This is a genomic window from Nesterenkonia muleiensis (genome assembly GCF_003600155.1).
Classification (GTDB): Bacteria; Actinomycetota; Actinomycetes; order Actinomycetales; family Micrococcaceae; genus Nesterenkonia; species Nesterenkonia muleiensis.
Genome location: NZ_QWLD01000016.1, coordinates 174,722 through 197,741, shown reverse-complemented (window position 1 = coordinate 197,741; position 23,020 = coordinate 174,722). Strand labels below are relative to the sequence as shown.

Genomic DNA, 23,020 nt, shown 5'->3' with positions numbered 1-23,020 from the left:
AATCGGTATTGGGCAAATCTAAAATCTGCTGTTGGATTTGCACTCATCATGATTCCTCGGAAAGTCTTGCGGGTCGTATCTCCTCTATGGAGCTCAGCGGCGTCAATGTCGATGAGGCGCAGAGCGCTGGTATCCCAGTCGATGAGCGTTGGCTTCGTGGTGGCTTTCCGGAGTCGCTGCTGGCTTCCGGAGACACAGCGTCACTTCAGTGGCGGCTTGATCTTGTGCGCTCGTATCTCGAACGCAATGTTCCCATGTTTGCACCGCGTATCCCTGCCGAACCGCAAGGGGCGACGAGGCCGATGTGTCGCTCGTCAGAGGTGGTAGGCCCATTGCCGCGATTGAGATCAAACGTTCTACCGCGCCGGTGGTGTCCGCTGGATTCCGCCGCTTCACGTGAGTGAGGCGAAAGCTAGAAGATTCTTGCTGCGTTCCTCCGGGCCGTAGAAGGTGAGGTAGGAAATCGAGGAGACCACAGCGTTCACCTTGGTCCAGGCCAGCATCCGGCTGCGATCGACCCCGACGATCTCAGCCAGCTGACCGGCGCAGGAGGCGATCTCAGCCGGCCCGCCCTCGACCATCGCGAAGTCGACCATATCGAAGCAGGGATCGCCCAGGCACAGCTTCGGGTCGATCGCCACCAGTCCATGTTCATCGCTGGCCAGGACGTTTCCCAGGTGCAGATCCCCGTGGATCACCACTTTCTCTGCGTTGCTGCCCAGCAGCTCACGGCACAGATCCACTGTCTCCGCCCACACGATGTCCGGCACCCGCTCCCGGACGACCGGATTCCGCTGGCGTTGCCCGATCCGCTCGAACATCTCCTCACACCGATCATCGAGCAGGTCGGTCACGCCCTCAGCGGGCGCTGCATGGAGGTCATGGAGTAGGGCTGCCCAATCCTGCACTGTCGGCAGGGGCGCGTCCGCACTGCTGAGGGTGTGCCCTGGCAGAACCCGCTCCAGCAGCACAGCACCGGCGCTGTGCGCGGACCGCAGGACTGCCGGCACACGTGTGGTCGGTGTCAGGTGCCGGAGCATTGTCACCTGACGGGCAAGGAACTCTTGGTCAGGACTGATCTTCAGGACGGCCGGGGTCCCGGCATCATCACTGGCGCTGAGCACAATCGAGGTCGCACCGGCATCAAGGAATTTCTCGATGCTCAGACTCCAGAGATCCGTCAGCTCGGCCACCAGGGAAGGAAGTGCTTGGCCGAACTGATCGGCACGCTCAACGCCGAAGCGGTCGTGCAGCCCGGCACCCTCCCGTATCAAAACCTCATCGGTGACCATCTCCGAACGGTATCCTGCGCCTTCACTGGCCCACAAACCCCTTCGGCGTTCCGGGCGGCCAGGTCTTCCCATGGCCTGTTGCAGAGGGCCAGAATGTGCACGTCCCCATATCTTTCGAAGAAAGGCCCGCCGTGGCATTCGGATTCACCCCCTACCTCATGTTCCCTGGGACCGCCCGCGCGGCGATGACCTACTACGCCGATATCTTCGGAGGCGAGCTCGACCTGCTCACCTACGGCGAGGGCATGGGGGAGGAAGGTGAGACCAAGGACCGGATCATGCACAGCTCGCTCTATCTGGAACGCGGTGCCCACCTCATGGGGGCCGATCTCTTCCCGGGACAGCCGACTAACGGGCTGGGCACCACAGCGCTGAGCGCTAGTGACGATGATCAGGAGGAGAACGCCCGCCTCGCCAGCTGGTGGGAGAAGTTCGCTCCGGACTCAGAGGTCATCGTTCCCTTGGACACTGCTCCCTGGGAACCTGATTCGAAGTACGGCCATCTCAGGGACCGATTCGGCGCGGAGTGGATGTTCATGGTCGGGCCCACCGAGTAGTCCTGCACATTGCGTCTCAGAACTGCCGAAACTCTCCCGGCAATCCTCGGAGTTCCGGCAGTTTCGAGACATGATTTTGACGAGGGCCGGTCTGATCCCGGAATCAGATCACTCCAGCTGCTTGACCACACGCGCCGGATTGCCCACGGCCAGCACATTGGCCGGAATGTCCTTGGTGACCACCGCACCGGCTCCGATCACCGAGTTCTCGCCGATGGTCACCCCGGGACAGACGATGACGCCGCCTCCGAGCCAGACATTGTCCCCGAGAGTGATGGGCCGGGCTGACTCCCACTTCTCCTGCCGGGGACCGGACTCCAGGGAATGGACGGGCGTAAGCAGCTGGACGGTGGCCGAGCTGGCAGTCGGCCCCGATGCGGATCGTCGCCACGTCCTGTCCGAGGTCACCCATCAGCTACCGAAGCAGTGCTGATGCGGCGTCGTAGTCGGCCTGCTGAAAGAGGATGTTGTGCTGGGCAGCCAGCTGCTGGGCGGCTGCGGAGGTCTCGAGCACCTCGGCGTCGGCCTGATACCAGTCTCCGGCGCGCAGCCGCTGCCAGTTGCTCCTGTGGGAAAACACCGACAACCGGCGGTTTAAGTCAGAAGCAACTACGCTCAGCGCGGTGGTGGGGTGCGTGCAGGAGTGAGTGGCTGGCAGGCCGTGCCCAGCACGACGACGCGGTGACGTTGTACCGGACCTACGTGCCGTGTTGCGCGGCGAGGGTAGCGGCGAGCCCGGTGTACTGGTGCGGGGTGAGGTTCTTCAGCCGCTCCTCGGCTTCCGGGGAGAGCCCAAGGCCGGCGACGAATTCCTTGAGCTTCTCAGCGTCCACCCGGCGGCCGCGGGTCAGGTTCTTGAGCCGCTCATAGGGGTTGGCCATGCCTTCTGTTCCCGCGATGGCCTCGGCGCGCATCACCGTCTGGATCGCCTCGCCGAGCACTTCCCAGTTGGTGCCCAGATCAGCGGCGATGACCTCCTCAGCCACGTCCAGCTGCCTGAGTCCTTTGGTGACGTTGGAAAGTGCCAGCACCGAATGCCCCAGTGCGGTGCCGATATTGCGCTGGCCGGAGGAGTCGGTGAGATCCCGCTGCCAGCGGGACTCCACCAGCGTCGCCCCCAGGCTGTCCAGCAGGGCGTTGGAGATCTCCAGATTGGCCTCGGCGTTCTCGAACCGGATCGGGTTGACCTTATGCGGCATGGTCGATGACCCCGTCGCCCCGGCCACCGGGATCTGCCGGAAGAATCCGATGCTGATGTAGCTCCATACGTCCACACAGAGGCCGTGCAGAATCCGGTTGAATCTGGCGATGTCAGCGTAGAGCTCCGCCTGGTAGTCATGGGACTCGATCTGGGTGGTCAGCGGGTTGAAGCTCAGCCCCAGACCCTCCACGAACGACTTGGCCACCGACTGCCAGTCCGCCTCAGGTGCTGCGGCCAGATGCGCGGCATAGGTGCCGGTGGCCCCGTTGATCTTGCCCAGATACTCCTGGGTCTCGACCCGGCGGATCTGCCGGGTCAGCCGGTGGACGAACACCGCGATCTCCTTGCCCAGCGTGGTGGGGGTGGCGGGCTGGCCATGGGTGCGGGAGAGCATCGGGGTCTGGGCGGCCTCCTGCGCCAGGGCGCCCAGCTGTTCGACCATCTGCCGGGCGGCGGGCAGCCAGACCTGGGACACGGCGTCGCGGATGCCCACCGCATAGGCCAGGTTGTTGATGTCCTCGGAGGTGCAAGCGAAGTGCACCAGCTGGGCCAGCCGCTCCAGGCCCAGCGGTGGCAGTCGGCGGACGATGAAGTACTCCACGGCCTTGACGTCATGGACGGTCTCGGCCTCAATGGCGGCGAGTTCGGCGATCTCCTCCGGGCCGAAGGACTCCACGATCCCGCGCAGGCCACCGACCTGCTCCGCGCTCAGCTCCGGCAGACCGGGCAGCACCTGGGACTGGCAGAGATGAATGAACCACTCGACCTCCACATGGACGCGGTTGCGGTTCAGCGCAGCCTCGGAGAGATGGTCTACCAGCGGGGCCACCACAGACCGGTACCGGCCGTCCAGGGCCCCCAGGGCGATGGCAGGTTCAGCAGTCGTCAGCGAAACACGGGTCATAGGTCCCATTCTTCCACGCCGCGCGGCAGAGGCTCAGCCGCAGAATGTTCCCCAGGCGGCAGGTGGCCGCTGGTGACTCGCCGAGTACTCCACAGGAACCGGTGGGGGGCAGCCCAGGGGCGGGGGAGCCTCCATAGGCTCACACCATCCGGGTCCCCATCAATTAGGGCACATACGACAACCCTTCAGGAGAGAACATGTTCATCGGCGCTGACGTGACGGCGGCAGTCACTACCGTTCCGCTGCAGCTCTCACAGGCGGCCGAGGCCTACGACGACGCCGCCTTCAGGCTGCGCGGAGTACTCGCCAAGCTGCCTGAGTACCAGGGTCAGCTGGACCGGGTGGAGGAAGTCCATTGGGACTCCATGGCCAGCGACGCCTTTCGCTCGGTGCTGCAGCTGCTGAGGCTGCCCGCGAAGCTGATGATCGTGGAACTGTCTGCGCTGGCCGCTGAGGCAAGCTCGATCGCCGATGATCTGCGGCACTACGCTCAGCAGGCGCAGAATCTGATCTCCTTGATGCTCTCAGTGACGGCGTCGGTGCCACTTCTGGATATGGCCTGGGGTGCGGCGGCAGAGCAGTTCGAACAGGTCTGGCAGCAGGCCACCTCAGCACTGGGCGGTGACGCAGCCCATTTCGTGGAATTCATCGACCGGCACGGCGGTATCCCCCACATCCTCGAGCAGGGGGTGCGGCAGGCTGTGCTGCCGTGGTGAGAGAGCATAAGGAGAACCACCATGCCCCTGATCAATGTCTGGCGGCCACCGGGCCGCGCCGAGGAGCCTACCTCCGACCCCGAAGACAGCGCTGAGGAGGGAATGAGCGTTCCTGGGTTCACGGTGCGCAGCTCCGGCGGGCCGACCAGGATCAATCTGGAGTGGGCATCGCTGCAGGAGGCCACAGTGCACATCCAGGACGCCGCAGAGAGATTCACTGAGCTCAGAGGCGAGCTGGTCTCCGTCTACGAGGCCTTTTCCGGAGCAGGGTTTGCCCACCTGCATGTCAGCATCCCGGGCTTTCACCTCCGGCTGGGTGCACTGGTGACCTCCACCTCGGCCACCGAGCAGGCCCTTCTGCATGCGAGCACCGGTATTGAGCAGGCCCACCAGGCCTACCGCAGCATGGAGGCCGACGCGCAGGGATACTTCCACCTGGCCCTCAAGATCGCGGAGGCCGAGCTGGCTCTGGAGCATCTGATGCACCCTGAGGGTGATGACACCTACTTCTACAACTGGCTGGTCACCACCGGAGTGGGCGCCGGCGGGGCCGGAATCGACGTCCTGCTGAAGAAGTACCCCAAGGCTGCGGTCATGCTGAGCACCTTGGCAGCGGTGGAGAAGAACGCCGGTCTCACCCCGGCACTGATGGGTCGCAACGAACAGGTGGTGGACCCGCAGGCCTCCCACCGTTTCACCCACCGAGCCGATGGAAGCCTCGCCGGGTACCTGCAGCAGATGGACAGCGTTGCTGATCACGGCGATATCGCCGTCTCAGTGATTCAGCGAGGAACTGTGGATCCGGCCTATGCGGTCCACCTTCCCGGTCTGGACATCGACGGGTTCCACCTCGAACACGGACGCAGCCCGATGAGCCTGGTCGACGGGCTGGCCAACGGTTCGGAGCGGATGACCAGCGCTGTGGAGCAGGCATTGGCCGAGGTGGGTGCCCCGGAGAACGCGGAGGTCTACATGACAGGATTCAGCCTGGGCGGGCTCCATGCCACCAATATGGCCAGGAACAAGGACTTCCAGCAGAAGTTCACACTGCGCACGGTCACCACCATTGCCAGTCCTGTGACCCAAGGGCCCACCGAGGACGGGGTGAAGGTCACCCATTTTGAGGACGCCCGTGACCCGGTGCCGCGTATCACCGGGGACAGGCCGGAGCTCTCCGCCGAGCGGATGGTCATCGAGTACCACCACCACAGCCCGGACGCTGTGGTGGAGAACCTTGCCGGCTCAGCCCACGACTGGGACCACAATGTGGAGGCCATCGAGCTGTTCGAAGCTCATGAGAGTCAGCAGCCCGGTGCCCGGTCCAAGCATCATCTGGACGAATTCCGGGCCCAGCTGTTCCCCGAGGGCGAGATCGAGACCTACGTCTTCGACACCACATGGCAGCAGGCCGAGGTCCCGGAGCACATCCTGCCCTGGGAGGCGGAGAGCCTTGAGGACCTCGAATACCTGCAGGACGCCTTGGAGGACGGGGTCAGGGAGCTGAGGAAGTGGCCGGGCCCGGACACTTCCGCCACACCTGGCACCGTCGACTGGGGTACGGCGAAGAAGACGCTGCCGAAGATCCCGGAGTAGGGGGCAACGAGTCGAGCCGGCGCGGAGACCTCACCGGGGTCTCCGGAGGTCACTGTGTACGTGGGGTGAGCACGAAGTGGTTGAGCAGGGCCGAGACGATCGAGACCACAATCGCGCCCAGCACGGCGTCCCAGAAGAAGCTCTCCACCACAAAGCTGGCCGGGGTCCAGGAGGTCAGCCAGCCGGTGAGCATCAGCATCAGGGCGTTGATGACAATCGCAAACAGCCCCAGGGTCAGGCAGGTGATAGGCAGTGAGAGCACCGACACGATCGGCTTGATGGTCACGTTGATTACGCCGAAGACCGCACCGACAAAGACATAGGCCAGGATGACCGCCCCTGGTCCATCGCCCCAGCCCTCGAGCCTGATGCCCGGGACCAGCAGCGCGGCGGCACCTAGGGCCAGTGCGTTGAGCAGGATCGCCAGTAGGATTCTCACAGGACATATCTTCTCACGCCCACCCGGACAGCGAGGAACGCCACGTGAGCACCACACCAGAGATCCTCCCCCGCGACGCCGTCGCCGGCCTTCCCGCCTACGCCGCCGGCAAGCCGCCGAGGCCCGCAGAAGGGCTGACCCCCTATAAGCTCTCCTCCAATGAGAACCCCCTGGGTCCGGTTCCGGCAGCCGCCCAGGCAGCCGCGGAGGCCCCCGCACTGCACCGCTATCCCCACCCCAGCGCCGAGGCGCTGCGCGAGGCACTGGCCGGTCACCTCGGTGTTCCCTTCGACGACATCGTCGCCGGGGCAGGAAGCCTGGGAGCCCTCACCCAGCTCATCAGCGCCTATGCGGGCACCGGAGCTGATGGCACCGGCGATGAGGTCATCTACGCCTGGCGCTCCTTCGAGGCCTACCCGATTGTGGTGCGCACCGCCGGTGCCCAGGATGTTCCGGTGCCGGTGACCACCGACGGGCGCCACGATCTGCAGGCCATGGCCGCTGCAGTGACCGCCAGGACCAGGGTGATCCTGCTGTGCACACCCAATAATCCCACCGGCCCGGCCCTGTCCCACACCGACGTCGTCCGGTTCCTGGAGCAGGTTCCCCGCGACGTCGTCGTCGTGATCGATGAGGCGTATCTGGAGTTCGTCCGCAGCGCGGATCCGGTCGACGGGCTGGCCCTGTACCGGCAGTACCCGAATGTCGCCCTGCTGCGCACCTTCTCCAAAGCTCATGGGCTGGCCGGACTGCGCGTAGGCTACTCGATCGCCCAGCAGTCGATCACCGCACACCTGCGCAAAGTGGCAGTGCCCTTCGCGGTCAATGCGGTGGCAGAGGCCGCGGCCATCGCCTCCCTGGGCCACATCGACGAGGTTCACCAGCGGGTGGAGGAGATCGTACAGGAACGGCGCAGAGTGACAGCTGCGCTCGCGGAGGCTGGTTGGAATATCCCGGAGACTCAGGCCAACTTTGTCTGGCTGCCGCTGGGGCAAGGCTCCCTGGACTTTGCCGAGGCGGCCGGAGTCCAGGCGCTGGCGGTGCGCCCATTCGCCGGAGAAGGGGTTCGGGTCAGCATCGGAGAACCACCAGCCAATGACCGTTTCATCACATTGTGCACAACCTACAGCGGCCCTCAGGGAGCCGCCTGAAACAATGAGCCCCATGAGAGACGTCGATCACATGAACGACTTCCAGTTGGCTGATCCAGTGCCCGTGCAGCTGTTGCGAGAGGATGGCACCCTCTCCGAGCATCCCCAGTTCAGCAGCTATGTCGAAGACCTCGAGGATGAGGTGCTGCGTGAGCTGTACCGGCATATGGTGGTGGAGAGGCGGTTCGACGCGGAGGCCACCTCACTGCAGCGGCAGGGGCAGTTGGCGTTGTGGGTGCCGGCCCTGGGCCAGGAGGCTGCGCAGATCGGTGTGATTGCTGCACTAAGATCCTCTGACCGGGTGTTTCCGACATACCGGGAGCACGCCATGGCGCTGTACCGGGGGATCAGCCCTGAGGAGCTGATGGGCACTTTCCGTGCCACGCGCCACTCCGGCTGGGATCCGCACACATACGATTTCAACGGATACTCGGTGGTGCTGGCCACCCAGACCCTCCACGCCGCCGGATGGGCCATGGGCATCACACAGGATGTGGCCACCGGCAGCCTGCCCGAGGGCAGAGCAGCTGATGAGGTGGTCCTGGCATGTCTGGGCGATGGTGCCACCAGCCAAGGAGATGCCCATGAGTCAATGGTCTTCGCCAGTTCCTATCAGCTGCCGGTGCTGTACTTCATCCAGAACAACCACTGGGCGATCTCAGTGCCGCAGAAGACGCAGTCGCGCACCCCGCTGGCCCACCGCGCAGCCGGCTACGGGTTCGAGGGCATCCGCGTCGACGGCAATGACGTGCTGGCCACTTACGCCGTGTCCCGATACATGACCGAGCAGATAAGGGCCGGGGGCGGACCAAAGCTGGTGGAGGCGGTGACCTACCGGATGGGCGCGCACACCACCGCTGATGATCCCACCAAGTACCGCAGCCGGGAGGAACTGGAGGAATGGAAGTCCAGAGACCCGATCTCCCGCTACCGCAGTTGGCTGCTGACGGGGTCAAAGGTCGATCAGGAGTACGTGGACCAGGTGGACCAGGAGGCCGCGGATCTCGCCAGTGACCTGCGCACCGCAGTCCTGGCGATGGAGCCGATGGACCTGGAACGGGTCTTCGACACTGTTTACGCTGAGCCGCACCGCCAGGTTGAGGTCGAAAAGTCTTGGCTGAAGGACTATGAGGCGGGCTTCGCCGAGGAGGTGGACCATGAGTAGTGGCATTTCAGATGCGAAGGCCGCCACCACGCCGCAGGAGGACTCTGTGCCGGCTGTGACCACCCTGCCGCTGGCCAAAGCGATAAACCGCGCTCTCAGCGATGAGCTCGCCGCGGAGCCGAAGACCCTCCTCATGGGCGAGGACATCGGTGCGCTGGGCGGAGTCTTCCGGGTCACCGACGGTCTGCAGGCCCGGTTCGGTACCGATCGGGTGATCGACTCCCCGCTGGCGGAGTCAGGGATCATCGGCACCTGCATCGGCTTGGCCATGCGAGGGTATCGGCCGGTGGCTGAGATCCAGTTCGACGGGTTCGTGTTTCCTGCGTTCAACCAGATCACCACCCAGCTGGCCAAGATTCATAATCGTACTGACGGTGCGGTGACTGTTCCAGTGACCATCCGGCTCCCCTATGGCGGGCATATCGGATCCATTGAGCATCACTCGGAGTCTCCGGAGGCGCTGTTCGCCCACACCGCCGGACTGCGTATCCTGGCGCCGTCGAGCCCGCATGACGCCTATTGGATGACCCGTCAGGCCATCGCCAGCGCAGACCCGGTGATCGTGCTGGAGCCTAAACGCCGTTACTGGCTCAAAGGTGAGGTGGACCTGCAGAATCCAGCTCCGGACGCTTTCACCGCACAGGTGCTGCGTGAGGGGACAGAGGCTACACTAGCCACTTACGGTCCGCTGGTGCCGGTGGCTCTGGCCGCCGCTGAGGTCGCTGCCGATCAGGGGCGCAGCGTGGAGGTGGTGGATGTGCGTTCGATCAGCCCCCTGGATGATGAGACGATCGCCCGTTCGGCCGCCAAGACTCAACGGCTAGTGGTTGCCCATGAGGCACCGACGTTCGGGGGTTTCGGGGCCGAGATCGCCGCCCGGGTCTCGGAGCGGGCCTACCACCGGCTGGCCGCCCCTGTGCTGCGGGTCGGTGGCTTTCACATGCCCTATCCGCCCTCCGGGCAGGAGCACCGCTATCTGCCGAATATCGATCGGATGCTCGAAGCCCTGGAGCGCAGTTTCGCCTACGCCACCGCAGGAGGCCGCTGACTATGACCCAGACCTTCAATCTTCCCGACGTCGGCGAAGGCCTGACCGAGGCCGATATCGTGTCGTGGCGAGTGGCGGTGGGAGACACCGTCGAGGTCAACGATGTGATCTGTGAGATAGAGACTGCCAAGTCCCTGGTGGAGCTGCCGGTGCCCTTCGCCGGGACTGTCGAAGAGCTGGTGGCCGGTGAGGGCGAGACCCTCGAGGTCGGCCAACCGCTGATCCGCATCAGCGCCGAACCCGGGGGTGGAGAGACACCGCCAGCTTCTCGGCCGGCTTCAGCGCCGGCGGCCATCACACCTGACGAGAACTCCAGCGGCGGGGAAACCCGGCAGGAAGGTTCCCCGGATCAGGCAACCACAGAGGACCAGCAGCAGGCCCTGGTCGGATCAGGGCCCAAGGCTGATGCTCCCAAGGCCCGGCGCCGGACCCGCCCTGCAGCACTGGACCTGGTTGATCTCACGGGACTTGAGATGGGTGAGGCTCCCCGGCGGGGCGCCGGTGGGGATTTCGCCGATATCGTGCAGAAGGCGTCCCCACCGGTGCGGGCGCTGGCCAAGCGGCTGGGCGTGGCTGTCTGGGAGCTGGTCGGCTCAGGCAGAAACGGGCAGATCACCCGGGACGATGTCGAGCGACAGGCCCAGCAGAAGAGCGTCTCCCGCGAGTCTGCGGGAGAGACCCCGCCACCCAGTCTCGGGCTGCTCTACGACGGCCCCCGCGAGGAAAAGGTCGATGTTCGTGGGGTGCGCAAGGCAACTGCGCTGAACGTGGCGGCCTCGGCTTCCACCGTGCCGCATGTCTCGGTCTTCAAAGAGGTCGATGTCACCGCCACCATGGAACTGCGGTCGGTGCTGCGCGATGATCCGTCCTACCAGGGTCTGGCGGTCTCCCCGATGCTGTTCGCCGCCAAGGCGATCATCTGGGCTGCGCGCCGTAATCCGCAGGTCAACGCCACCTGGCACGACACCCACTACACCCTGTGCAACTACGTCAACCTCGGGATCGCAGCCGCCACCCCCCGTGGACTGGTGGTCCCGGTGATCCATGAAGCCCATACCTACACCACCAAGGGACTCGCCGCGGCCATCACCGCGTTGACCACCGACGCCAGGGAAGGAAGAACCACCCCCGCTGAGATGCAGGGCGGAACAGTCTCGATCACCAATATCGGTTCGCTGGGCTTGGACTACGGCACACCGATCCTGCCCCCGGGGCAGGCCTCGATTGTGATGCTGGGGGCAGTGCGCACCAAGCCCTGGGTGGTGAAGGGGCAGATCGTGCCGAGGGAAGTCATGACCATCGGCGGTTCCTTCGATCACCGGCTCATCGACGGGGACCTGGCGGGAGCTTTTGTCTCTGATATCGCATCAGTGCTGGAGCAGCCCGGACTGCTCCTCGGCTGAGGTGGTCTCGCCGGCGGACCGTCTCAGTCGAGGCTGTGGATGCTCAACTGACCGGAATCCTCCAGCCCCAGCTGGGCGGCCAAGGGGGATCCATCCAGAAGGATCTCCGCGGTCTGAGCACCGGTGGCAGCCCGCGCGGTGGTCTCGATCTGTTTGAGCATCTGCCAGGACTGGCAGACGCTGGTGCTGGCAGCAGCACCGGTGAGGTTGACGGTCACACTCTCGCCCTCATGGTCGACCCCGGTGACCTGAAGGCTGGAAGATGCCAGCGGATTCAGAAATGCCGGGTTCCCGTGTTGGGTGCGCTCCAGGGAGATCAGATATTCCAAGGCTGCTTCGCCGGGATTGTCAGTGACCACCGGGACGGTCTGGACCAGCGAGATGTAGTCCTGGCAGCCGAACGCCTCCGTTCGCGCCACCTGCTGTCCATGTGGCTGATCCGGGCTGATCCCGTCCGCGGAGTCGTAGATCTCCCAGTCGTAGCCGGCCGGGCTGACCATACCGATGGGCAGAGCGACGGTCTCGTCATCGTCGTACTCCGGCTCCAGCATCGGATTCTCCGGGACATCTGGGGCCTGCTCCTCGACGTCGTCGGTGGCGTCGGCCTCCTCGGGCGCGTCTGCGCCGCAGGCAGAGATGCCGACCAGGACGACTGCAGCAGATACGGACACCGCAGCACGCAGGAAGGAACCGGAAGTCATTGCTCCAGGATACGAGTCGTCACCGGGAGTCCACTAATCGGAACACCCTGGGGAGTGCTGGTGGGAGGCCGTGAACGGGGCGGCCCCCCACCAGCGATTGAGAAGCTCGCCGAGATGCTGCACGGAGGGGTGGGATGATTCGCACCCGGCGACAAGCGCTTCTCCTTCATATTTGAAGGCAACAGGGGGAACGGAAGCCCTGATGCCGACCCATATGGAGATGTGCGGAACAGGCCAAAAGCCTGCTCCGGGGATCGTCCAAGAAATGATCCTTCAAATCTGTAACGACCCCTACGCCTCTATAGTGGTTCCTCTCCGGACCAGTGTCAAGGCATGACTCGGGTAGGCTGAGCCTATGCCTATTCGGAACCGCCGGGCCGCTGCATTGCCGGCCAAACTCTCCCGTTCTTGGCTGCTGATCAATGCTGCCAATGAAGTGGATTTCGCCCCTGGTCTTGCCAGTGAGGCCGACTCTGTGATCTTCGATCTTGAGGCGTCGGTCCCAGACAGCCAGAAGGCTTCTGCCCGGGAGTCTGTGATGAACGCGCTCAATGGTGGAATGACCGCTTGGGTGCGTATCAGCCCCACCACGAGTCCGCACTGGGAGGACGATGTCACCGCCTTGGCACAGGCTGACGGTTTGCGCGGTGTGATGCTCGCAGAGACCGAACGACCGGATCAGGTGACCTATACGGCAATGCGCCTGCGAGCGGGCACTCCGGTGATTGCCCTGGTGGAGTCCGCGCTCGGGGTGGAGAACGCTACTCAGATCGCCTCCGCGCCCGGAACTTTCCGACTGGCTTTCGGCACCAATGATTTCCGCAAGGACGTCGGCGTCTCAGCGGAGCCGATGGCACTGGCCTATGCGCGCTCGCGGCTGGTGGTCGCCTCCCGCGTGGGCGGGCTCCCCGGGGCCATAGACGGGCCCACCGAGGCCAATGCGGAGCCCGGAGCCATCGCCGAAGCCTGCCGTGTGACCGCCTCTCTGGGCATGACCGGCAAGCTCTCCCTCAACCGTGCCCAGGTGGAGTTGGTCAACGAGGGGCTCAGCCCCTCGGATGACGAGGTGTCGTGGGCCCGTGAGCTGATCGAAGCCCACGAACGGGGGGCCTCCATCGGCGACGGCTCCTACCTGCCACGCCTGGCCCGAGCGCAGAAGATCGCCTCCTTGGCCGACTCGTACGGGCTGTGGAATGCTTGATCGTCCACAGCCTGTATGACAAGGGAGCGGCGCGGGGTTCCCTGATTGCCCATGGCAGTCGAGGGTGCGCCGGGAACGGGGCTGTGGAATGCTTGATCGTCCAGCTCACCCGAGAACAAGGAGGTTCCGATGGGTAGGGAGACCTACACCGGAGACGTCGCATTCGAGGTCAGAGGCCATCTTGGTCTGATCACGCTGAACCGGCCGAAGGCGCTGAATTCGCTGACCGAACTGATGTGTGAGTCGATTCGAGTGCAGCTGGAGGACTGGGCCGACGACGCCGCCGTGGCGCAGGTCCTCATTCGCGGTGCGGGGGAGCGCGGCCTCTGCGCAGGAGGAGATGTGGCCAGTATCCATCATGAGATGGTGGAGCTGCAGGAGCGTGACGGGGGAGGGCTGCTGCCCGAAGGCACCCCCGGTTACCAGGCGGACTTCCGCGCCGAGAGCTTCTTCGCCATCGAGTACGGGATGAACCTGTGCATTGCTGAGTACCCCAAGCCCTACATCGCGTTCATGGACGGTGTGGTGCTCGGAGGAGGGGTGGGGGTCTCCGCCCACGGATCCCACCGCATCGTCACCGAGCGCAGCCGGATCGGCATGCCGGAGACCACTATCGGGTTCTCCCCGGATGTGGGCGGCACCTACCTGCTCTCGCGTGCTCCCGGCTACAGCGGCGTCCATGCGGGTATCACTGGCACTCACCTTTCGGGCGCTGATGCCCTCTACCTGGGACTGGCTGATGTCTATGTTCCCTCAGCCTCGCTCGAGCACCTGACCCAGGCGCTGGCGGCTGAGCCGGTGGATGAGGCGCTGCCCCGCTTCACCGCACAGGCCCCGGACTCTGAGTTTGCCGCGGCCGAGTGGATTGATCAGGCATACTCCCACGCCGATCTCAGCGACGTCGTCGCGGAGCTGGAAGAGCGCGGCAAGGATGCTCCGGAGGCAGCCGCAGCCGCTGAGACTCTGCGCAGCAAGTCTCCGACCATGGCCAGTGTGGCCTTCCACGCCATCCAGCGGGCCCGGGAGCTCACCCTGCAGGGTGCGCTGAGCCAGGAGTACACCATCGCCGTTCATGCGCTGAGATCCCACGACTTCCGGGAGGGCATTCGCGCACAGCTCATCGACAAGGACCGAAGCCCTCAGTGGCGTCCGGCATCGCTGGAGGCGGTGGACAAGGATCTGGTGGCCCATTACTTCACCCCCGTTCCCGGAAAACTGCTGCACCTGGGGTGAGCCGTGCCGGCTCCTGCGCGGCAACGCCTTTTTTCTGTATAGACTCTGTGAACAAGCTGTGCTTCAAAAGGGCGCAGATGGCGCCTGAGCCGCTGCAGGAGGACGAATGGAGACCACACGAGGCTCTCCTGTGCTGCGCATCAGCTCGCCGGTGCTGATTCTGGGCGGTCCCTCCCCGGCCAGGAACGAACTCACCCAGCGGCTGCGCAGCATGGACGTCAAAGTCCTGCAGGCCGCCAGCGCGGAGGAGGCCGCTCAGCTGGGTCCAGAGGAGGCCCCCCACCTGCTGGTGATCGATGCCAGGCTGGCCCGGAGAGTCCCCTCTCTGCAGGATGCGGTGGACGATCTGCGTTCCGGCCGGGAAGAAACTGCCGTACTTGCCTGGTTCGACGCGGATGCCCCCCAGGAGGACATCTTGCAGCTGTGCCGTCCGATTGATGACCACATGGTCGGTGGCATCGTCGTCGAGGAGTCTGTGCGCCGGCTGCATTTCATCACCGGCCGGCTTCCGGAGCAGCGCGACGGCGAGCGGCTGATCGTCGGGGATCTGGAACTGGACACCACCACCCGGACAGTGACTCGTGCTGGCGTGGATATAGATCTCTCAGACACAGAGTTTCGTCTGCTCCGGCTGCTGATGCGGCATGCACGCACGGTGCTGCCGAAGTCGCAGATCCTTCATGAGGTGTGGGAGTACGACTTCGCCGGACAGGCCAATATCGTCGAGCTCTACATCAGCTATGTGCGCAAGAAGATCGAGGCGGGGATGCCGCGGATGATCCACACGGTGCGCGGGGCCGGCTATGTGCTGCGACCGGCCCGGGACGCTACCTGATCCGGCGGGAGACCAGCACGGAACCGGCTCCCAGGGCGAGAGTCAGCAGTGCCAGGGCGGCCGCGGCAGAGGCAGCCGCAGCGCCGGTCTCCGCCAGGGCGCCGTCATTGTCCGGCTGATCAGAACCAGCGCTCTGGTTGGGATTCGACGAGGCGTGCGGATTCGGTCCCGGCTCGGAGCCGGGCTGTGTGCGGAACCCGGGAATTGCCAGCTCAGGAAGCTCCGGCATTCCTGGAACCGGCAGGAACACCGAGCCTTCGGGGCTCTCATCGGCAGGTGGTGAGGGAATCCCTGGGGGCGGCGCGGAGATGGTGGTCTGGACCGAGGTGGGCCCAGGTTCAGGGCTCTGCTGAGTGGGAGAAGCCGTCGGTTCGGCCGTCTGAGTGGGCGTTGGGGCCGTGGTGGTGGAAGTGGGAGAAGCCGTCGGTTCGGCCGTCTGGGTGGGTGTTGGCGCCGTGGTGGTGGGAGTGGGAGAAGGGACCGGGCCATTGCTGCCGAGCACGGTGAACGTCACCTGTGTTCTGGCCTCTGTGTCCTCCACCCCGACGGTGAAGGAGTCCGGCACTGTGCCGTGCAGCTCACTGGGTGCGGTGTAGGTCAGCTCGTTGCCGTCCAGCTGGATGCTCCCGCCGATGCTTGAGGACTCGGAGCCCAGGTAGATCGGCAGGCCGGCAGGGACCGTGCTGCAGGTGATTGTGCGGGTCTCTCCCGGGTTCAGGGTGAGGTTGGTGCAGCTGACCGCCTCGGTCGGCGTGGGAGTCGGGGTCGGAGCCGGAGTCGGGGGCTCTGTGTCTGGAGAATCGGTCTCCCCCGGGGTGGGAGTTTCCGCCGGGGTGGGTGTCTCGGTGGGGACCGGAGAGGGATCTGTCGGTGTCGGAGAAGGCTCAGTCGGCGAGGGGGACACATCGGCGGTCTCGGTGGTGTCTTCATCGTCTCCCGGTTCCGTGGGGCTGGGCGAGAGGGTGGCACTGTACTGCGCCGGAGAGGTCGCGTCAGTGGGCTCCGCGCCGTCGTCCTCAACCTCCGGTGCTCTTGTCTCCGGCGGTGCTGTCCCGCCGGGGGCAGTGGTGGAGGAGGCGGGACCGGCAGCACTGAGAAGCAGTCCAGCCGTCAGGGCCAGGACCGCGAAAATGCGCACAGGAGACAGGACGGCTCCCCCCGCCGTTGCAGACACCACGCATCCAAGTCTATGGCACGGCTGCAAATCATCGGCTCAAGCCAGGTGCGGGATGAGGTGGGGTACTACGTCAGCCGCTGCTCCGGAGACGTGGTCAGGGCGGGGTCATCCTGGGACAGATGACCGAGCACTGCGTCGATGGCCTCCATGGTGGAGGAGTCCAGGGTGACACCGGAAGCAGCCACATTGGAGGCGATCTGCTCCGGGCGGGAAGCGCCGACCAGCGCGGAGGCCACATTGGGGTTCTGCAGTACCCAGGCGACGGCCAGCTGGGCCAGGGTCAGTCCGTGGCCGTCAGCTATGGGCTTGAGCTTCTGCACGGCGTCGAGAATATCCTCAGACAGGTACTTCTCGATGAACCTGGCCCCACCGTCGGTGTCAGTGGCGCGTGAGCCTTCGGGGAAGGGCGCCCCGGGAAGGTACTTGCCGGTCAGCACCCCTTGGGCGATGGGCGACCAGACGATCTGGCTGATGCCCAGCTCCTCGGAGGCTGGGATGACCTCGGGCTCGATAACCCGCCAGAGCATGTTGTACTGCGGCTGGTTGGAGATCAGCTGGATGCCCAGCTGCCGCGCCAGGGCGTGACCGGCACGCAGCTGATCGGCAGTCCACTCGGAGACACCGATGTAGAGCGCCTTGCCGGCGCGGACCACATCGGCGAAGGCCTGCATGGTCTCCTCCAGAGGAGTCTCAAAGTCGTAGCGGTGGGCCTGGTAGAGATCGACGTAGTCGGTGCCCAGCCGGGTCAGAGAACCGTTGATGGACTCCATGATGTGCTTGCGTGAGAGTCCGGTGTCGTTATGGCCCTTCGGGCCTGTGGGGAAGTAGACCTTGGTGAAGATCTCCAGCGACTCCCGACGCTGGCCGCGCAGAGCATCGCCGAGCACCTGCTCGGCCACCGTGTTGGCATAGACATCGGCGGTGTCGAAAGTGGTGATGCCGGCCTCGAGGGCGGCGTGCACGCAGGCGGTGGCGGTGTCGTTCTCAATCTGAGAGCCGTGGGTGAGCCAGTTGCCGTAGGTGACCGACGAGATCTTCAGCCCACTGTTGCCAAGGTATCTAAACTCCATGACTCAACCCTATCGGCAGGTGCCGAGGGTGACCAGCACCATAGAATCGCACCATGAGAATCGAAGTGCTGGGCCCGCTCCGGCTCCGGGATGACGACGGGAACACCGTCGAGGTGCCGGAGCGAAAAGTGCGTGCTCTGCTGGCTGCGTTGGCCGCTGCGGGTGGGCAGGCGGTTGCTGCGGAGAAGCTGGTGGACCAGGCCTGGGGAGAGTCGCTGCCGGATCATCCAGTGCGTGTGCTGCAGGCCAAGCTCTCCCAGCTGCGGGCATTACTGGACGCGGCCTCCCCGGGTGCGCGGGAGATGCTGGTCCGCTCGCCCGGCGGGTACAGCCTGCCGGTCACGTCCAAGACGCTAGACGCCGCGGAGTTCCGGGACACGATCCGCAGTGCCTCTGAGCTGCCCACCGACCAGGAACGGGCTGCCATGCTGCAGGACGCCCTGAAGCTCTGGCGCGGCACCCCCTATGCGGAGTTCGCCGATGAGCTGTGGCTCTCCGCCGAGGTCGGCGGACTGCAGGAGATCCGGCTGCAGGCGGTCGAGCGAACCGCTGAGGCGTTGACAGCCATGGGCGCACCCGAGCGGGCCGTGGCGTGCGCCGCTGAGCATCTGGCAGCGCATCCCACCAGGGAGGCGCTGGCGGCCCCGTTGATGCTGGCCCACTACCGGACCCGCCGTCAGCCGGAGGCTCTTGCCGTCTATGACCGGTTGCGCCACCATCTGGCCGAGGAGCTGGGCACTGATCCCAGTCACCAGTTGCAGCAGCTCTACCTGCAGATCCTCAGGCAGGATCCGGCCCTAGACCCGGCGCCTTCCGCCGCGTCCTCCAGCCAGGACCAGAGCCCTGCTCAGCAGGCTGGGCTGCAGCGCCGCCGGCTGCCCGCCTATGCCTCTGACTTTTTGGGGCGCGCTGAGGAGCTCGGTGAGATCCGTCGGCTGATGGGTGCCCACCGCCTGGTGACATTGATGGGCATCGGAGGGATAGGCAAGACGCGGCTGGCGGTCAAAGCGGCGGAGCAGGCAGCTCACGACGACGCCGCCGAGGCCTGGTTCGTCGATCTCACCGAACTCAGTGCACAAGATGCGGAGGACGCTGCCGGATGCCAGCGGCGAGTCGCCAGGGCAGTCGCAGCAGTGCTGGGCCTGCCCACCCCGCGTGATGAGAACGCGGATCTGACCGAGCGCATCGCTGCCTCCCTGCAGAGCCGAGGTGCGCTGCTGGTGCTGGACAACTGTGAGCATGTGCTTGACGGTGTGACGCCCTTCACCGGGCGGCTGCTGTCCAGCGCTGAATCGGTGCGGGTGCTGGCCACCAGTCGTGAGCCGCTGGCCCTGCCCGAGGAACAGCGCTATACGGTCCCTCAGCTGCCGGTCAACGGCGAGTATCTGCATTCGGCAAACGAGCTGGAACAGCCGAGCCCGGCGGTGGAGTTCTTCCTCACCCGCGCCCGGGCGGTACACCCCGGGTTGGAGGCTGACCAGAGCACCATCGATGCTGCGACTGAGCTGTGCCGCCGCTTGGACGGCCTCCCCTTGGCCCTGGAGCTGGCTGCGGCGCGCACCAGTGTGCTGTCCGTCCCGGAGCTGCTGGAGCGGATCACCGACCGGCTGGACCTGCTCGCCCGGCCGGACCGGGCAGCCCCGCGGCGGCAGCAGACCCTGCGGGGGATGCTGGACTGGAGCTGGTCTCTGTTGGGCCACCAGGAACGGATTCTGCTGCGGAGGCTGGCAGTGCATCCGGTCAGCTGGAGGCTTGAGGTGATCGAGGAGATCTGCGCAGGGTCGCCCAGCACCCGGCAGGAGGAGTCCGAACCTCGGGAGCACTGTACTGATCTGCCTCCATATGAGTCCTCGCTGCCCCGCAGCAGTGTGCTGCCGGCGCTGTCCCGCTTGGTGGACCGGAGCCTGATCAGCACGGTGAGGACCAGCAGGGGGCTGCGTTATCGGATGCTGGAGACCGTGCACTCCTATGCGGCCGAAAAGCTCGCCGAGGCAGGGGAGCCGCCAGTGGTCGCCGCCCGGCACCTGGGCTATTTCCGGGACATGGTCGAATGCGCTGAGCAGTATCTCTTCAGCCGGCACGCCAAGGGCTGGGTGGACTGGATGGACGCCGAACGCAGTCATATCTCCTATGCGCTGGCCGAGGCGCTGCGCCGCCAGGACGGGAGAAACGCTGCGTCCCTGGCCCTTTCCACGTTTTGGTTCCGGTGGATGACTGCCCGTTTCGACTCACTGGCTGAGGAGCTTTCAGCAGTGGCCGCATGCCCGTACTCGGACCAGAATCCTGAGGATCAGAATCTCCATGCCCAGGTGCTGGTGCTCGCCCGGACAGTGCAGGAGCTGCACCCGCAGGCCCGGGCAGAGCAGGTGCTCGCCGCCTTGGACACCTTTACCGATGACGATGCCGGAAGGCTGGCCAGAATGCAGGTCCAGTGGTTCGCCGCCACAGGGCTGCTGACCCTGGAGTCTCACCGGGAACTCGGTGAGCATCTGGCCGATGAGGCCATCGAGCACCTGATCGCCGCAGGCGACCTCCCCGGCGCGGCCTTTGCCTCCACCCAGCGCGACTGGTTCCTGCTGGACCACTGGGGGATCCGGCCCCGAGGGCTCCCAGCTGGATACGACGCCGAGACGATCCTTCGTGAGCACGGTGACGCCTACGGGATGACTCAGGTGCTCGGAGTCCAGTACCTGGTGGCTGAGACCGACGGTGTGACCACACGCGCCCGGGCGGTGACCGAGGAGGCCGTGCAGCTGGCGGAGGACCTCGGGCTCAACGGGGAGCTCGCCTACTGGGAGATCATGCGGGCCCTCAACAGCCTGCGCGGTGACGACCTCGGGGCAGCCGAACGTCATCTGCACCGCGCCGGAGAGCTCGCCCGCCGTACCGCCAATGACTTCTGTCTGGTGCACTCCGATGCGGTGGAGGCGGTCCTGGCGCAGCGTCAGGGAGACCAGGCGCGGGCCGAGAGAATCCTTGCGGGGCTGTCTGCCCAGGACCGCGATGTCGCCCACCGGACGCTCAGCCGGGCCCTGGGCGAAGAAGCTCTGCCCGAAGACCTGCAGCTCACCCGAACCTGACCTGCCGGCGCACCAGAACCAACACCACTGCTATCGCAAGGCTGATGCCTGCGAAGGCCCCGTAGCCGGTCTGCGTGGCAATGGTGAAGGCCGCATCGGCTGCTTCCATCAGCTGTGACCCCTGCGCGCCGCCGAGTCCTTCCGCCACTGCTGCAGAGGCGCCGAAGCTCTCCCCGGCGGCATCCAAGGCTTCTTCCGGCAGCTGAGCATCGGCACGGTCGGAGAGCATGCGCCGGTAGAGGGTCAGCACCCCGCCGCCGAGAAAGGCCAGCGAGGAGGCCATGCCCAGACTCGCGGTCACATCCTGCACCGCGGTAGCCGATCCGGTCTTCTCCTCCGGTGCCGCACTGATCAGCAACTGGGAGGCCAGCGTCATAAAGGGCGCACTGACCACAGAGATGACTGTCAGTGCGATGATGAGGCGGACCAGGTTGGCCCCGGGCAGCGTCAGGATGATGACAGCTCCGCCAGCGCCAGTGGTCGCCATGGCTCCGGCCAGTGCCAGGCCTTTCCGCCGGGCGCGGGCGAACAGCGGAGTGAGCATAGTGCCTGCCGTCCCGCCGATGGCCGGTCCTAGCAGCACCAGCCCTGTCTGCAACGGGCTCAGTCCGCGGACGATCTGCAGGAACTGGGGAAGCAGCATATCGGCTGTTGCCATGCCGAAGGCACCGATGAAGATCAGGATGAGCATCAGCCGAAGTGTCTTGTTCCGGAACAGGGCAAGGTCCAGCAAAGGAGCAGACGTGGTTCGCTGGCGTCGCAGGAACATCAGCAGCAGCCCGATTCCGATGGCGGCAGATAACAGCGACAGAGCGCTCAGGTTCCCCGTGGCGATCTCCTGCAGACCGTAGACCAAGGTGAGCACAGCAGCCATGGACAGCGCCACTGAGGGCGCGTCGATGCGCACGCCTCGGTCTGAATGGTTGCGTTCCAGCAGCAAGGGGCCGCCGATCAGCAATATCGCTGCAACGGGAACGTTGATCAGGAAGACAGCGCCCCACCAGAAGTGCTCCAGAATCAGCCCACCCAGTGGGGGCCCGGCTGCCATCCCGCCGGCGAAGGCAGCCATGTAGGCGGCGAAGGCTACGTTGTACTGCTTGGGATTTCGGAAGGTCCGCCGGACGAGGATCATTCCTGCCGGAGTGAAAGCCGCTGCAGCTACACCCAGCAGGGCGCGTCCACCGATCAGCATCTCCGGATTAACGGCATACGCGGCAATCAGCGAGGCCACGCCGTAGGCGGCCACCGCACAGAGCAGCAACCGGCGCGCACCGATGCGTTGAGCTAGCAGGCCGAAGGTGATCATCGTGGCTGCACTGAGAAACTCACCAATATGCAGGATCCACAGAGGCTGGGAGCCCGCCGGCGTCAGATCTGCTGCGATGGCGGGCATCGCCAGATACAGCACGGTGATGTCGGTGGAGAGCATGAACAGCGGGATGACCAGGATGGCCAGCCCCAGCCATTGCCGAGTGCTGGCCTTGGGTGCTGGGGCCGCGGCGTCGTGGTTGCCTCCCACAGTGGGGTTCGGCTGGGTATCCGGGGCACTCATGCTGGGACCTCTCGATCCTTCTCGGTGAAGGTGGGTTCGATGTCGAGCCCTGGGTAGGGGCGTGTGGCGCGGGCCTCGCGCAGCATCGGGGCCCACCACGCCAGCTCGTCCAGCACGGTGGTGGCCGTGGTGCGCAGCCCAGCGGAGTCAACAGGTCTGCCGTCGTGATCGAAGACCGTCCAGAAATTCGGCAGGGAGATGAAGCTCTTGGTGGTGATCGCGGGGAACTCCGGGAAGATACCGCGGAGCTGCTCGACGGCGGTGAGTCCTCCGGTTACCCCGCCGTAGGAGATGAAGGACACCGGACGGAGCACCCATTCGCTGTAAAACCAGTCGATCGCGGTCTTCAGCGAGGCCGGGAAGCTGCGGTTGTACACCGGTGTGATCAGCACGAAGGCATCGGCTTCGGCCAGCCTTCTGCCCAGCGCCGCGACGTCTGCGGGAAGTGCCGCATGGTGGTCATTGCCGGCCAGCTCGACGGGAAGCTCATAGTCGGCCAGGTCAACGAGGTCCACAGTGAAGGACCCGTGAGCCTCGGCTTCTGCGGCGAACCATCCGGCCACGGTGGGACCGAACCGGTCCGGGCGGATGCTGCCGATGATCACAGCCAGGGTGGGAGTCTTGGCGGACATGATGACCGTTCCTTTCAGTCGGTGAAGCTGTCACCACTGATCGTGGAGCCTGCCGCCTCCGGAAGTGTTC

General features: G+C 65.3%; 20 protein-coding genes and 1 pseudogene. 11 read left to right on the top strand and 10 right to left on the bottom strand.

The annotated features are described in order from the left end of the window. Positions 1-392: 392 nt before the first annotated feature. Positions 393-1,292, bottom strand: coding sequence for an aminoglycoside phosphotransferase family protein (locus tag DVO78_RS05905; RefSeq protein ID WP_157983889.1), 900 nt, complete (start codon positions 1,290-1,292; stop codon positions 393-395). A gap of 131 nt (positions 1,293-1,423) precedes the next feature. Here DVO78_RS05905 and DVO78_RS05900 point away from each other — a divergent pair, with 131 nt between their 5' ends. Then, on the top strand, positions 1,424-1,849 hold the full coding sequence (locus tag DVO78_RS05900) for a VOC family protein (protein ID WP_120003883.1): 426 nt from the start codon (positions 1,424-1,426) through the stop codon (positions 1,847-1,849). Positions 1,850-1,957: 108 nt separating this feature from the next. On the opposite strand, the pseudogene DVO78_RS05895 reads toward DVO78_RS05900, so the two are convergent. From DVO78_RS05895 to purB, 3 genes and pseudogenes are all read right to left on the bottom strand, one after another. Then, positions 1,958-2,243: pseudogene (locus DVO78_RS05895) on the bottom strand (DapH/DapD/GlmU-related protein); the annotation flags it as partial. Between the two features lie 21 nt (positions 2,244-2,264). Next, positions 2,265-2,435 carry a hypothetical protein gene (locus DVO78_RS17470; protein ID WP_162301568.1) on the bottom strand — a complete coding sequence of 57 codons (171 nt, stop codon included), beginning with the start codon at positions 2,433-2,435 and terminating at the stop codon, positions 2,265-2,267. 112 nt (positions 2,436-2,547) lie between these two features. Then, positions 2,548-3,963, bottom strand: coding sequence for an adenylosuccinate lyase (gene purB, locus DVO78_RS05890; protein ID WP_120003881.1), 1,416 nt, complete (start codon positions 3,961-3,963; stop codon positions 2,548-2,550). Positions 3,964-4,151: 188 nt separating this feature from the next. Here purB and DVO78_RS05885 point away from each other — a divergent pair, with 188 nt between their 5' ends. Continuing rightward, positions 4,152-4,670 (top strand): AP2/ERF family transcription factor, encoded by a 519-nt coding sequence (locus DVO78_RS05885; RefSeq protein WP_120003880.1) that lies wholly within the window; start codon positions 4,152-4,154, stop codon positions 4,668-4,670. A 21-nt stretch (positions 4,671-4,691) separates the two neighbouring features. Continuing rightward, positions 4,692-6,263 carry an alpha/beta hydrolase family protein gene (locus DVO78_RS05880; protein ID WP_120003879.1) on the top strand — a complete coding sequence of 524 codons (1,572 nt, stop codon included), beginning with the start codon at positions 4,692-4,694 and terminating at the stop codon, positions 6,261-6,263. A 49-nt stretch (positions 6,264-6,312) separates the two neighbouring features. Here the strand turns inward: DVO78_RS05880 and DVO78_RS05875 are convergent, their stop codons facing one another. Next, positions 6,313-6,702, bottom strand: a complete 390-nt coding sequence (locus DVO78_RS05875) for a phage holin family protein (protein WP_120003878.1) — start codon at positions 6,700-6,702, stop codon at positions 6,313-6,315. 44 nt (positions 6,703-6,746) lie between these two features. Between DVO78_RS05875 and DVO78_RS05870 the strand changes: the two genes are divergently transcribed. From DVO78_RS05870 to DVO78_RS05855, 4 genes are read left to right on the top strand one after another with little or no spacing between them, the layout of a single operon-like run. Then, positions 6,747-7,853: a histidinol-phosphate transaminase gene (locus DVO78_RS05870; RefSeq protein ID WP_120003877.1), complete on the top strand. Its 1,107-nt coding sequence runs from the start codon at positions 6,747-6,749 to the stop codon at positions 7,851-7,853. Between the two features lie 13 nt (positions 7,854-7,866). Then, on the top strand, positions 7,867-9,018 hold the full coding sequence (locus DVO78_RS05865; RefSeq protein ID WP_238385160.1) for a thiamine pyrophosphate-dependent enzyme: 1,152 nt from the start codon (positions 7,867-7,869) through the stop codon (positions 9,016-9,018). A gap of 55 nt (positions 9,019-9,073) precedes the next feature. Then, positions 9,074-10,066, top strand: a complete 993-nt coding sequence (locus DVO78_RS05860; RefSeq protein ID WP_120003998.1) for an alpha-ketoacid dehydrogenase subunit beta — start codon at positions 9,074-9,076, stop codon at positions 10,064-10,066. 2 nt (positions 10,067-10,068) lie between these two features. Continuing rightward, on the top strand, positions 10,069-11,469 hold the full coding sequence (locus DVO78_RS05855; protein ID WP_120003875.1) for a dihydrolipoamide acetyltransferase family protein: 1,401 nt from the start codon (positions 10,069-10,071) through the stop codon (positions 11,467-11,469). A 23-nt stretch (positions 11,470-11,492) separates the two neighbouring features. Here DVO78_RS05855 and DVO78_RS05850 read toward each other — a convergent pair whose 3' ends face one another. Then, entirely contained in the window at positions 11,493-12,170 is a 678-nt protein-coding gene (locus DVO78_RS05850; RefSeq protein ID WP_120003874.1) for a GerMN domain-containing protein, read from the bottom strand. A gap of 355 nt (positions 12,171-12,525) precedes the next feature. Here DVO78_RS05850 and DVO78_RS05845 point away from each other — a divergent pair, with 355 nt between their 5' ends. The 3 genes from DVO78_RS05845 to DVO78_RS18140 all read left to right on the top strand — a co-directional run bounded on the left by DVO78_RS05845 (position 12,526) and on the right by DVO78_RS18140 (position 15,439). Then, positions 12,526-13,371, top strand: a complete 846-nt coding sequence (locus DVO78_RS05845) for an HpcH/HpaI aldolase/citrate lyase family protein (protein WP_120003873.1) — start codon at positions 12,526-12,528, stop codon at positions 13,369-13,371. Positions 13,372-13,500: 129 nt separating this feature from the next. After that, on the top strand, positions 13,501-14,604 hold the full coding sequence (locus DVO78_RS05840) for an enoyl-CoA hydratase/isomerase family protein (RefSeq protein ID WP_120003872.1): 1,104 nt from the start codon (positions 13,501-13,503) through the stop codon (positions 14,602-14,604). A 106-nt stretch (positions 14,605-14,710) separates the two neighbouring features. Then, entirely contained in the window at positions 14,711-15,439 is a 729-nt protein-coding gene (locus tag DVO78_RS18140) for a response regulator transcription factor (protein ID WP_120003871.1), read from the top strand. On the opposite strand, the gene DVO78_RS05830 is transcribed toward DVO78_RS18140, so the two are convergent. Together DVO78_RS05830 and DVO78_RS05825 are read right to left on the bottom strand one after the other, a co-directional pair. Continuing rightward, complete coding sequence (locus tag DVO78_RS05830) at positions 15,432-16,616, bottom strand: hypothetical protein (protein WP_157983887.1); 1,185 nt, start codon at positions 16,614-16,616, stop codon at positions 15,432-15,434. The two genes, DVO78_RS18140 and DVO78_RS05830, sit on opposite strands and share 8 nt — an antisense overlap. A 65-nt stretch (positions 16,617-16,681) precedes the next feature. Then, positions 16,682-17,686 carry an aldo/keto reductase family protein gene (locus DVO78_RS05825; RefSeq protein WP_120003869.1) on the bottom strand — a complete coding sequence of 335 codons (1,005 nt, stop codon included), beginning with the start codon at positions 17,684-17,686 and terminating at the stop codon, positions 16,682-16,684. A 53-nt stretch (positions 17,687-17,739) separates the two neighbouring features. Here DVO78_RS05825 and DVO78_RS05820 point away from each other — a divergent pair, with 53 nt between their 5' ends. Further along, positions 17,740-20,766 carry an AfsR/SARP family transcriptional regulator gene (locus DVO78_RS05820; protein ID WP_120003868.1) on the top strand — a complete coding sequence of 1,009 codons (3,027 nt, stop codon included), beginning with the start codon at positions 17,740-17,742 and terminating at the stop codon, positions 20,764-20,766. Here DVO78_RS05820 and DVO78_RS05815 read toward each other — a convergent pair. Together DVO78_RS05815 and DVO78_RS05810 are read right to left on the bottom strand one after the other, a co-directional pair. Further along, entirely contained in the window at positions 20,753-22,318 is a 1,566-nt protein-coding gene (locus tag DVO78_RS05815) for an MFS transporter (protein ID WP_120003867.1), read from the bottom strand. The genes DVO78_RS05820 and DVO78_RS05815 overlap by 14 nt on opposite strands. Beyond that, entirely contained in the window at positions 22,315-22,950 is a 636-nt protein-coding gene (locus DVO78_RS05810; protein WP_120003866.1) for an NADPH-dependent FMN reductase, read from the bottom strand. The genes DVO78_RS05815 and DVO78_RS05810 overlap by 4 nt, the downstream gene beginning before the upstream one ends. Between the last annotated feature and the right edge of the window lie 70 nt (positions 22,951-23,020).